This window comes from Geminocystis sp., from assembly GCF_041753295.1.
In the GTDB taxonomy this organism is placed as follows: domain Bacteria; phylum Cyanobacteriota; class Cyanobacteriia; order Cyanobacteriales; family Cyanobacteriaceae; genus Geminocystis.
Window position 1 is genome coordinate 1 of sequence record NZ_JBGSUU010000032.1, and the last position, 11,382, is coordinate 11,382.

An 11,382-nucleotide genomic window follows, 5' to 3' on the forward strand; every position below is an offset into this window, starting at 1 on the left:
TTACACAAGTTACGAGCGATCGCTCGTCGGCTCTGGTACACAGCACGCCTCTGTGATAATTTAAGAGAGTAATAAAGATACGTGCGCGTAGCGTGCCTTCGGCATCACCTTATCTAAAAATCATACTTTAATTCAGCAACGCCTAACTTTTTATGATCATAATATTCCTGTAGGGATTTTTATTTCTGATGCTTTAATTGGTGTTGGAATATTTATTCTTTCTTTAAACCTCATGTTTTTTATTGATTATGTCTTTAAAAGAAGAAGTTTGATTTATCTCGATTTGATTAGTAACGCTAGTTATGAGGCATACTTAGTTCATGGTATGGTATTAAGTGTTTTAAGCATTATATTAATTAAACCTGTATTCAACTTATTAAGTAGTGATAATAATTACTTCATTATTTGTTTTCTTTACTTGATATTTTTATTGATTTTTTCTTTCATAACTTATTATTGTGGTATTTTTATATTTAATTTAAAATCATTTATCACAAAAAAAATAAATCTTTAATGTTAATTGTTAATTATTTTCTACTAATTTCTAATCATTAATGGTAAAAACTTCCCATGATTTATCATCAGATATTTGTAGTAAAATTTGGTGATAAGTCTTCAAACTGTCACGATGGCCGACACTTATAAAAGTCGTGTTGGTTTCTAAAAGATGTTGATATAAATTCGCTTCATTTTTGGCATCTAATGCACTTGTTGCCTCATCGAGAATGGCATATTGTGGTTGATTAATTAAAACACGAGCAAAAGCGACTCTTTGTTGCTCACCTAAAGATAACACCTCACCCCAGTCTTTTTCTACCTCAAAACCGCCAAATTTATCGCTTAAATGGGGTAAATTGACTAAATTTAAGATATTTTGTAATTCCTCTTCTGTAATTTGTTTTTCGAGACTAGGATAAATTAATTGTTCTCTTAATGTACCTATAACCATGTAAGGGCGTTGAGGTAAAAAGAGCATTTTGTTTAATTCTGGGCGAAAAATTGCCCCCGTGCCTGAATCCCATAAACCTGCAATGGCGCGTAATAATGAACTCTTACCGCAACCACTTGTACCCATAATTAATAAACCTTTTCCTTGAGGTAAATTTAAACTCACATCTTCTATTAATGTGTTTTGATAATTAGGAGTTTGTAAGGTTAAATGTTCGATGGCTAAATGTCCATTTTCAATAGTATCAATAGTGCGATTTTCAAGATTATTTTTAGTTAATAAATCGCCTTTTTCTTCGGGAGATAAAAATTGATAAAAACTCGATAAACGACTAATTCCAGCAGCAAAATTTGTTAAAGATTGAAAACGACTAACAATAATATTTAAAGAGAAAAATACCCTCGCAAATGCTCCCGTAGCTTCACTCACTTTTCCTACTTCTAATTCTCCTGATAAAACACTAGGTGCAACTAAAATTGCTGGAATAACATAGGGTAAAAATTCAAAAGTATTAACAAATAATCCTAAATATAATTCTTGCCAAACAATTAACGAATTAAAGTTGTTAAATAAATCAGTAAATAAGTTGTTTAAGTTATTCTTTTCTTGGGTTTCTCCTTGATAAAAAGCAATAGATTCAGAGTTTTCTCTTACCCTTATTAAACCGAAACGAAAGTTAGCTTCTTTTTGCAATTGTCCAAAGTTTAAAGTAACTAATTTTTTGCCAAAAACTCCCGTAGTTATGAACGTTCCTATTATGGCATAAACTAATAAAAAGATGACTAATTCTTGAGAAATTGACCACAAAACAGCACTAAAAGCTACTATTTGTAAAACTGATTGTACAACTACTAATAAAAATAATAAAGAGTCTTGAGTAAAACTTCTAATATCCTCTGAAATTCGTTGATCTGGGTTGTCAATATCAATATTTTTTGCCGCTAATTGATAGAAAGATCTATTAGTAAAATACTTCGTTAAAAAGTTTTCTGTTAACCATCTTCGCCAATATAATCCTAACTTACTTTGAGTATAAGAAAAACCTGCAAATAAAGGTACATAAACTACTAAAATTAACAAAAATCTTAAAACAGTTTGCCAAAATTTTTCTGCATCTTTTGCCGCTAAAGTGGAAATTAAACCTCCTTGAGCAGTATTTAATAACACACTTAATTGAGTATAACCTACTAATAATAATCCTAATATTCCTAGTAGAATTAATGCCCCTTTTTTTTCATTTCCTAACCAATATAATTTGGCGATCGCCCAAAATCGACTAAAAACACGAAAATTTAAACCACGCATATATAATTATCTATTATTTGTTTATTACCTATTACTTATTATCAATATCTATAAACGAGAAGCTAAAAGTTGCTCAAGGGTTTCTAAGGCTTTGGTAAATCCGATGATACCTTCTTCTAGTTTTTCCGATGCCATTTTATCTTCTGAGTGCATTTTCTCAAAAGTTGCCTTATCGACGGTAATTTGCTCAATATCGAGGGTTAACGCCGTTTCTGGGCATAATTTACGGGGTAAATCTCCCTGTGTATTGGTTAATTGTTCTAATAGTTTAGGGGAAATAGTTAACAAATCACAACCTGCCAACTCAATAATTTCGCTAATATTACGGAAACTTGCACCCATTACCTCAGTTTTGTAACCGAATTTTTTATAATAATTATAAATTTGAGTAACGGATTGTACTCCCGGATCTTCTGCACCTATATAATCTTTACCAGTGGTTTTCTTATACCAGTCAAGAATTCTACCGACAAAAGGAGAAATAAGAGTTACTTTCGCCTCCGCACAAGCAACCGCTTGATGAAAACCAAATAACAAAGTTAAGTTACAGTGGATATCTTCTTTTTCCAGAATTTCAGCCGCTTTGATACCTTCCCATGTTGCGGCGATTTTGATTAAGATACGCTCTTTATTGATGCCTACTTTTTCGTATTGAGAGATTAAATAACGAGCTTTATTAATAGTAGCTTCACTATCATAGGATAAACGGGCATCAACTTCTGTAGAAACTCTACCCGGCACAATATTTAATATTTGTCTCCCGAAAGCAACCGCTAACCAGTCAATAGCCAGTTTTACTATACTATCGGTATCTGCTTTTTCTCCTAATTCCTCCCTAGCTTGTTTTAAAGTATCATCAACAATACTTTGATATTCTGGCATTTGTGCGGCGGCAGTTATTAAAGAAGGGTTTGTAGTGGTATCCCTAGGAGTAAAAGTTTCTATGGCTTCGATTTCACCCGTATCTGCTACCACGATGGTATATTCTTTTAGTTGTTCTAGTAAATTAGTCATTTTTCAATATTTTTGTCAAATTTAACTCAAGACGTAAACAGGTGTCTTTATTTTCAATGATAGTCACAAAAAAAAGAAATAAAAGTTAAATTTGATTAATTACTATAAAAGGAGTTAGGAGTAATACTTTAAATCAAGCTCTCAATCTTAGCATTGATAATAATTACAAAAATGTTTTATTGACAGAATAGTATCAAAAATGTTGAGTTTTTGAATAAAAATTTTCAAAACTGTGTGCTTTTTTTTGTTGTATTATGTCTAAAATTTTAACTATTATAGCTTTTAACTCTCAACAGCAAACCCTAATTAACGATTATCAATCAAAAAAAATTAATAGTTAAATTTGTCAATAAAAGTTTACAAATATTTATATCTTATTAAGATTCAATATTATTACCAATTAAATTGCGAAATTATGATATTCTAGTGATTGTCAGTTAAGTTCTGAAAATCAATAAAAAAATGCAAGTTAACGATTTAGGCTTTGTTGCTACTCTTATGTTTGTACTTGTACCTACGGTTTTTCTCGTAATTTTGTATATTCAAACGGGAAAAAACGAGGCTTAATAAACATATTTAAGAAAAAATCAGATAATCAATTATTAATATTATTATCTAAAAATAAGGGTTTATTACTAGGAATTAAATCAGTCAAGATTTTCTGTGTTGCTATCAGCAAAACCCCTAGTTTTAAATCCTTATTTACTTAAAAATTTCGATTAATTGTTGAGGTTGATGAATTAAAAAATCAGGTTTATATTGATTTAAAACATGAGCAGAATTAAATCCCCAAGTAACCGCAATTACTTTTATTTTACTTTTTTTAGCCGCTTCAATATCACGGGTTTCATCTCCAACATAAACAATTTCATCAATCAATAATTTATGTTTTTTAATTAGTTTATTAATAGTTCTATTTTTACCAAATATAGTATTAGCTGAATAAACAAAATCAAAATAATGCTCTAATTTGTTATTTTTAAGAAATTCTAAGACATTATTCTCCATATTAGAAGTAACAATTCCCAAGTTAAAACCTTGATGTTTAAGATTACTTAAAGCCTCATTTATTCCCCCAAATGGCTTAAGATTTGCAACGTGTTGATTAAGTTCTTTTTTAACTCTTCTTAATAAAAATGGTATTTTATAAGGAGGAATGGGAGATTGTAAAAAAACATCCCTTGAACTTAAATTACTTAACCGAATTATCTCATCTTCTGTAACTGGATCATAACCAAATTCTTCTGCCAATTCATTGGCAATTTTAACCAAAGTCATACGACTATCAGCAAGAGTACCATCAAAATCAAATATAAACAATTTTTTGACCATGTAAAACCTTATTTTCTCAACAAACTTTAACCATAAAAAAAAGAAACTAAAACTCGTATTTTAATACTTTTCAATTTGTAACTGAGCATTTCTTCGCCACATTTCAGGTTTAATCCGACGTAATGCAGAACCTTGAAAACGTTTATCCCATTCAGTTTCCGTCATTTGTGCTAATTCGGTTAATTTAGGGTTAACATTAGCCTCATAAGGAAAAAAATCTGGTATATCTGTTACTTTAGCAAATCGTTGATTCCAAGGGCAAACATCTTGACAAATATCACAACCTGCCACCCAACCATTTAACTTAGAAGCAATTTCTTCAGGTAAATTTGGTTCACGATTTTCGATAGTATGATAAGCTATACAAAGATTAGCATTAACCACAAAAGGTTCAGTAATAGCCTGAGTAGGACAAGCATCTAAACACCTTGTACAAGTACCACAATGATTAGTATGAGGTTTATCTGTGGTAAGTTCAAGATTAGTTAAAATTTCCCCTAAAAATACCCAACTACCATAATCTTTTGTAATTACATTACCATTTTTTGCAACCCAACCAATTCCTGCTTCTTCTGCCCAAAATTTATCTTGAATAGGTCCAGTATCTACATAATATCTTACCTTAATTTGGTCATTTTTTGCCATTAACCAATTACTTAAAAGTTTAAGTTTTTTGGTGATAATTCGATGATAGTCTCTTCCCCAACCATAACGAGAAATTTTAGCGATATTTGTTTCATCAGAACGTTGAATCGGAGTATAGTAATTTAGAGCCACAGAAATAACTGACTTAAAATCTTCTCCACATTCTTGAATATTTTGACGTTTAGAATTACTCATCCATGTCATTTCTGCCTGATAACCTTTATTTAGCCATGTTTGAAGACGTTGTTTATTTTCTGCTTGTTTAGCTAAATTAGCGGTAATAGAGGCAATTCCTACTCGATGAAATCCAATTTTCAAGGCTTCTTGTTTTATTTCTTCACTTGAAACGGATAATTTTTTTTCATTACTCATTACTCATTACTCATTACTCATTACTCATTACTCATTAGTTATAGTGCTCCTGTTGCAGTTTGATCGAAAACACCACCACTTAAATGACTGGTTAAATTAATAGCTTGTAAAATAGGCATACCATCCAAACCATTGTGATAATCGATAACCGTCACCGCACCATTACCCTGTTTAATATTCCAAAAATTAGCAGGTTTTAAACCTAGTAAATAACAGATAATTACCTTATTAATAGCATCATGAGCAGTTACTAAACCAGTTTTCATTTTGCCATCTTCTAAGTTTTCTTTGACGATTTCTTGCCAAGAATTGATTGCTCGTTGCCAAACATCATCTAAATTTTCACCTTCAGGCATTTGTACAGTTTCGGGTTTTTCTTTCCACTGATTTAATAAACCGGGATATTGCGCTTCAATTTCTTTTTCTAATTTACCTTCCCATAAACCATGAGAAATTTCTTCTAAATCTTTCTTGGTAGTTAAAGTAATATTAGGATGATTTGTTAATATTATTTCTGCTGTTTCTTTTGGGCGCAATAATGGGCTAGTTACCGCAAAATCAAGAGGAATATCTTTAAGAAAATCGGCGGCTTTTTGTGCTTGTTGTCTGCCATTATCATTTAAAGGAATATCTTTTACTCCCTGAAATCTTGACATCCGATTCCATTCCGTTTCACCATGACGCACTAATAATAATCTTAATCCTTGTTGTTGCTCAGGGCGATAATCTGGTAAAGGCATCCCCAAATGAGAAGTTTGATTAAGAGATTCTAATTGTACAGGTTGTCCATAATTTCCGCTAAAATTAAGCACATTGATACAGCAGTTAGATTGTTGGATACTATGATAGTGACTTGCTTCCATTCCTAACGCCGTCAGAAGTAAACAGCGATTAATACCATTATGAGCCGTAATGAGGATAGTTTCGTTTTGATGTTGAGGGATAATTTCTTGCCAAAATTCTTGTGCTTGACGGTATAAGTCTAAAACAGGGTAAAATTCCTCACCATCAACCATCATTTTCAATTCATGAGGTTTTTCTTTCCATTGCTTATATTCTTGAGGATATTCTCTTTTTACATCTTCTTTCTTCCATTTTTCCCATAAAGATAAATTAATTTCTCGTAATTTTTCAGCAATGATGAGAGTAGGATTATGTTGATTTAATTCTTGAATAATTTGAGCTGTTTTATGCGCTCTTTGTAATGGGCTACAATAAAAACCATCAATTTTGACATTACTTAAGGCTTTTCCTAACAAATTCGCTTGTTTTTCACCTTTTTCGGTGATTATTGACTCATTACAACGCCCTTGTATCATTCTTTGTGCATTGTAACTACTTTGACCATGACGAACTATAATTACACGAGTAGTCATTATAATATTTATTTAATATAGTAGGTGTGCCTTAAGAATAGGTTAAAATATATTCTCAGTTTTATCAGTGGTTATTATAGCTGAATTGAGGATATTCTTACTCAATTTTTGATTAGATTACTACCATCAAAAACTCTAATAAGTGTACCTTGAGGCGGTAAATCTTGAGGTTTAACCGTAACACGATTACCTTGAATAATTTTAATATTCATGTCGTTTTCTTTCGCTAAATCTACGAATTTTTGTACTCCCTGCAACTCACAACTATTAGCTTCTGTGGCATTAGTTAAATATTGAGTCGGAATAACCATTTTCGGATTAAGTACTTTTATTGCCTCCATAGCTTCTTGTGCATCATAGACTTTGCTACCTCCGCCAACAGGGATAAAAACAATGTCAGGAGTACCCATCAAGATTTTTTGTTCTATATTGATAGGTGAGGCAATACCACCTAAATGTAATATTTTAAGTCCTCCTTGAGTCCACTTCCACACTATATTATCTCCAAATCTGCGCCCTTTTTCTCGATCATGAAGGGTTTTTATACCTTGAAATTCAATATTTTTGACATTATAGACTCCAGATTCTACCATTAATTGAGGGTTATCCGGTAAACCAGAAGCAGATCCTTCATCTAATAAACGACTACTGATCATAACTATATCAACTTGTGGCTTCGGCGGGGAATATTTTGCTGTACAACCTAAAGGAGTAAAAGGATTTACCAATATTCTTGCTTGAATATTCGCAAATACAAAAGCACTATGACCTAACCAGTCAATGGTAACACCTTGAGAACTATTTTGAGCTATAGCTTTTTCAGGGTAATATTTAGCAGTTAAAACAGTTGTTAAAACTCCATAACCTGTTAAACGAATCCAGTTACGACGATTAAGCATAGAGATAATTAGTAATTGGTAATGAGTAATTAAACGAAAAAATCAAAATAAATAAATTTTTTATTCTTCATTCTTCATTTTTAAACTGACATTTTCGAGAAAATTCCGTAATAATTGTAAACCAGAATCCGTTAAAATACTCTCAGGATGAAATTGTACCCCTTCCACAAAAGGATATTCTTTATGTCTTACCCCCATAATAACTCCGTCATCAGTCCAAGCAGTAATTTCTAACATCAATGGTATCGTATTTTTATCGATGACTAGACTGTGATAGCGAGTTGCTGCAAAAGGAGTTTTAATGTTGTGAAAAATCCCTGTGTTATTATGATTAATAAAAGATGTTTTACCGTGCATAAGGCTAGGCGCACAAACGATTTTACCACCATAGGCTTGTCCGATAGTTTGATGTCCTAAACACACTCCTAATATAGGATAATTTTGACCTAATTTTTGCACTAATTCTAAGCAAATTCCCGCAGAATCAGGATTTCCAGGACCTGGAGAAATAACGATACCATCAGGATTAAGATTTATTATCTCTGTTACGGTGATTTGATCATTGCGATATACTTTGATTTCCTCAGCAACGGAATATTTACTACTTAATTCCCCTAAGTATTGAACGATATTATATGTAAAACTGTCGTAGTTGTCAATAACCAGAATCAATCTGCTTTCTCCTCTGATCAATTTAGAATGAGATTATTAAGTCTATAGCATGAGGTAACAAAATAAAACCTGCTACTAATATCGCTGCTATTGCTGACACTAAAACTGCACCAGCAGCACAATCTTTGGCAATTTTCGCTAATTCATGATAAGTTTGTTTTACAGTAAGATCTACTACAGACTCAATAGCGGTATTTAGTAATTCTAGCACCATCACCGTAGCACAAGTTAAGGAAATAATCGCCATTTCCACTGTGGTGGCATGGAGATAAAAACCCAGAGTTATAGCCAAAGAAGCTATAACCGTATGAATTCTAAAGTTACGCTGAGTAGCAAAAGCATAGACAATTCCTCCCCAAGCATATTTAAAACTAGCAAATAAATCAGGTGCTACTTTCCATGCTAAATTTCGTTTTTCTTTTTTATGGGAATGATTTTTTCCTAGAAAATTAAATCTTTCTCCTGATTTTAAGAATTTTTCTTCTACATCATCAGAAATAGCTGATTTTTGATTCCCGATTATCTCAAATTTACGCATTTTATTAAATAGTTATGATCGATTCCTAAGTATAAGGCTATCTTCAATTCTTTACCACTAATTAACAAATTTTTGGCATTTTTTTCAAAATTTAAACAAAAAAATCATCAATAATCGGGGATTCAATCCCCACAGAATTAAGTAAAAATTTTTGTTGGGTAAGCATTTCTAATAAAGAATCATCATCAGGATGATCCCATCCTAAAAGATGTAAAAAACCATGACTTGCTAACCATATTAGTTCAGTTTTTAAAGAATGTTCTTGTAACTTTGCTTGTTTTTCTGCCGTTTCTACTGAAATGATGACATCACCTAATGAAATGGTATCCAGAAAATCATTGTCGGGAAAATCCGCTTCTAAAGCGGCAAAAGTTAACACATCCGTCGGTTGATTTTTATGACGAAATTGCTCATTTAAAGCCTTAATTTCTTTATCATCCGTAAGTAAAAGGCTTATTTCATAAGTTTTATCTTGACTTAAATCTAATTCAAGAATATTTAACCATTTTATATAGTATTCCTGCCAATTTAATTCACTTATGGGTGATTTTTGCTTATTTTGACTAAAAAATAAATCTTCTACATAAAGCTCTAATTCATATTTTTTCATGATTAAGATTTTCTCACACACAGAGTTAATTAAAACATTCTCAAAGGGTGACACTCCAACGCCCTCCCTACGGTACAGACGTGGGTTTCCAAATATCACTACTTGGCTTTTCTGCTTCTTAGGATGGCTCTAGCTGTCGATTTCTCTACAGCCCCGATACCATTTTCCTCCACAGACTTCGACACCGTTTGCCCAACGGCTAGTAATCCACGTTGTTCTATTATCATAGCGGCGGCGACATCTCTGTCGATCGTAAAATCGCATTCAGGACAATTATGGATTCGTTCTTTTAAATCTTTCTTTCCTGTAAGAGTATTGCAATTTGGGCAAGTTTGAGACGTATAATCTTTATCTACTTTGAGAAGACATACGTCTCTCTTTTTTGCCACTAGAGTCAAAATTTCCACAAAAGCACCAAAGGCAAAATCTAGGGAATGCTTACGCAACATCCCCCGTCCCCATGACTTAAAGTCTATGGCTTCAATGAAAATCATTTTGGCTTGATCACATAGATAATGACTGAGTTTGAAGTGATAATCTTTCCTGACTCTATGGATATACTCGTGTAACTGTGCAATTTTCTTACAGGCTTTTTTCCAATTATTAGACCCCTTTACTTTGTCTTTTAGCTCCCGTTGCAGTGATGTCAACTTGCTTTGTAAGCTGATTAAAAACTTAGGTCTATCTATAATTTCATTTCTGGATGTAGTGATAAGGCTGGAAAACCCCAAATCAATACCTAGACTAGAATAAGATAAATCTGGAATTGGATCGGGAATATTCCCCTCAGATTGGATTGTACAAATAACATACCAACCTGATGCTTTGTTCACCACTTGAACTTGCTTCACGACAAATCCTTCTGGAATCGGTCGATGTAAGTTTATCTCAATGTCACCTATTTTTGGTAGTTTGATTTGATTACCAACAATAGGATTAATCTTAAACTGAGGAAACACCATCGAGCGAATCCTTTTGCGGAAACGAGGAAAACCATAGCCCCTACTATGAAAAGCTCGGAAGGCTCTATCAACTTTTCCTACAACTTCTTGAAGAACCTGAGAAGGCACTTCTTTTAATTCAGGATTTGTTTTCTTGGCTTCCGTTAGTTGTCGCTTCTGATAATAATAGTCGGGATATTTCGTTTCCGCAGGAATAATATACTCATTAACCAACGAACATTGATTAATAAGAGACTTCCTCGATTTTATCCAATCTTTTCTTTCTGCCAGACAATAATTATAAACTCCCCGACACGCAAAAAGCCACCGTAACAGGGTTTCCTCCTGTGATGACTTTAGGTATATGCGGTACTCGTAGTTGAGATTAATCATTGTCTTAGGTGAATTTGATTTTTAACCTAGATTTATAATAACATAAGATTTCTTATTTGTGCAAATAAATCTGGACGACGATTCATGAGGGGCTGTGAGCGGAACTATTTCCGCTCTTTAAAACCCCCGTCCCACGCCGAAACGTTGTTTTCTTTTTTGTGTTTACGGCGTGGGGCTTCTCGCCGTAGAAAGCTAAAACTGAGATCTTGCATCAGATCAAAAATACTTAATAAACAAAAGTCAAAAAATCAATTTTAGTATAGTTTGAGTCAATTTTAATCCCTTTGTCCTTTGCCCCTTGCCCTTTGCCCTAGCATCACCAGTTAATTTTTAACG

10 protein-coding genes and 1 pseudogene are annotated in these 11,382 nt (G+C 32.7%); 1 reads left to right on the forward strand and 10 read right to left on the reverse strand.

All coding sequences use genetic code 11. The annotated features are described in order from the left end of the window. Positions 1 to 544 precede the first annotated feature (544 nt). Together ACEW8E_RS02445 and ACEW8E_RS02450 are read right to left on the reverse strand one after the other, a co-directional pair. The gene (locus ACEW8E_RS02445) at positions 545 to 2,254 is read right to left on the reverse strand and encodes an ABC transporter ATP-binding protein/permease (protein ID WP_373478751.1); all 1,710 of its coding nucleotides are present in this window, start codon (positions 2,252 to 2,254) and stop codon (positions 545 to 547) included. Between the two features lie 51 nt (positions 2,255 to 2,305). Further along, positions 2,306 to 3,268: pseudogene (locus ACEW8E_RS02450) on the reverse strand (transaldolase); the annotation flags it as partial. Between the two features lie 462 nt (positions 3,269 to 3,730). Between ACEW8E_RS02450 and psbM the strand changes: the two are divergent. Then, a complete protein-coding gene (gene psbM, locus ACEW8E_RS02455) occupies positions 3,731 to 3,835 on the forward strand; it encodes a photosystem II reaction center protein PsbM (protein WP_373478752.1) in 105 nt (34 codons plus the stop codon). 135 nt (positions 3,836 to 3,970) lie between these two features. On the opposite strand, the gene ACEW8E_RS02460 is transcribed toward psbM, so the two are convergent. The 8 genes from ACEW8E_RS02460 to ACEW8E_RS02495 form a co-directional block, all read right to left on the reverse strand. Further along, positions 3,971 to 4,600: an HAD-IA family hydrolase gene (locus tag ACEW8E_RS02460; protein WP_373478753.1), complete on the reverse strand. Its 630-nt coding sequence runs from the start codon at positions 4,598 to 4,600 to the stop codon at positions 3,971 to 3,973. 60 nt (positions 4,601 to 4,660) lie between these two features. After that, positions 4,661 to 5,617: a tRNA epoxyqueuosine(34) reductase QueG gene (gene queG / locus ACEW8E_RS02465; RefSeq protein ID WP_373478754.1), complete on the reverse strand. Its 957-nt coding sequence runs from the start codon at positions 5,615 to 5,617 to the stop codon at positions 4,661 to 4,663. Between the two features lie 38 nt (positions 5,618 to 5,655). After that, positions 5,656 to 6,993, reverse strand: coding sequence for a histidine phosphatase family protein (locus ACEW8E_RS02470; protein WP_373478755.1), 1,338 nt, complete (start codon positions 6,991 to 6,993; stop codon positions 5,656 to 5,658). A 101-nt stretch (positions 6,994 to 7,094) separates the two neighbouring features. After that, positions 7,095 to 7,892 (reverse strand): MBL fold metallo-hydrolase, encoded by a 798-nt coding sequence (locus tag ACEW8E_RS02475; protein WP_373478756.1) that lies wholly within the window; start codon positions 7,890 to 7,892, stop codon positions 7,095 to 7,097. 60 nt (positions 7,893 to 7,952) lie between these two features. Next, complete coding sequence (locus ACEW8E_RS02480) at positions 7,953 to 8,564, reverse strand: aminodeoxychorismate/anthranilate synthase component II (protein ID WP_373478757.1); 612 nt, start codon at positions 8,562 to 8,564, stop codon at positions 7,953 to 7,955. Positions 8,565 to 8,586: 22 nt separating this feature from the next. After that, positions 8,587 to 9,102 carry a diacylglycerol kinase family protein gene (locus ACEW8E_RS02485; protein WP_373478758.1) on the reverse strand — a complete coding sequence of 172 codons (516 nt, stop codon included), beginning with the start codon at positions 9,100 to 9,102 and terminating at the stop codon, positions 8,587 to 8,589. A gap of 91 nt (positions 9,103 to 9,193) precedes the next feature. Next, complete coding sequence (gene ybeY, locus ACEW8E_RS02490) at positions 9,194 to 9,712, reverse strand: rRNA maturation RNase YbeY (protein ID WP_373478759.1); 519 nt, start codon at positions 9,710 to 9,712, stop codon at positions 9,194 to 9,196. A gap of 98 nt (positions 9,713 to 9,810) precedes the next feature. Beyond that, on the reverse strand, positions 9,811 to 11,046 hold the full coding sequence (locus ACEW8E_RS02495) for an RNA-guided endonuclease InsQ/TnpB family protein (RefSeq protein ID WP_373478760.1): 1,236 nt from the start codon (positions 11,044 to 11,046) through the stop codon (positions 9,811 to 9,813). Positions 11,047 to 11,382 lie beyond the last annotated feature (336 nt).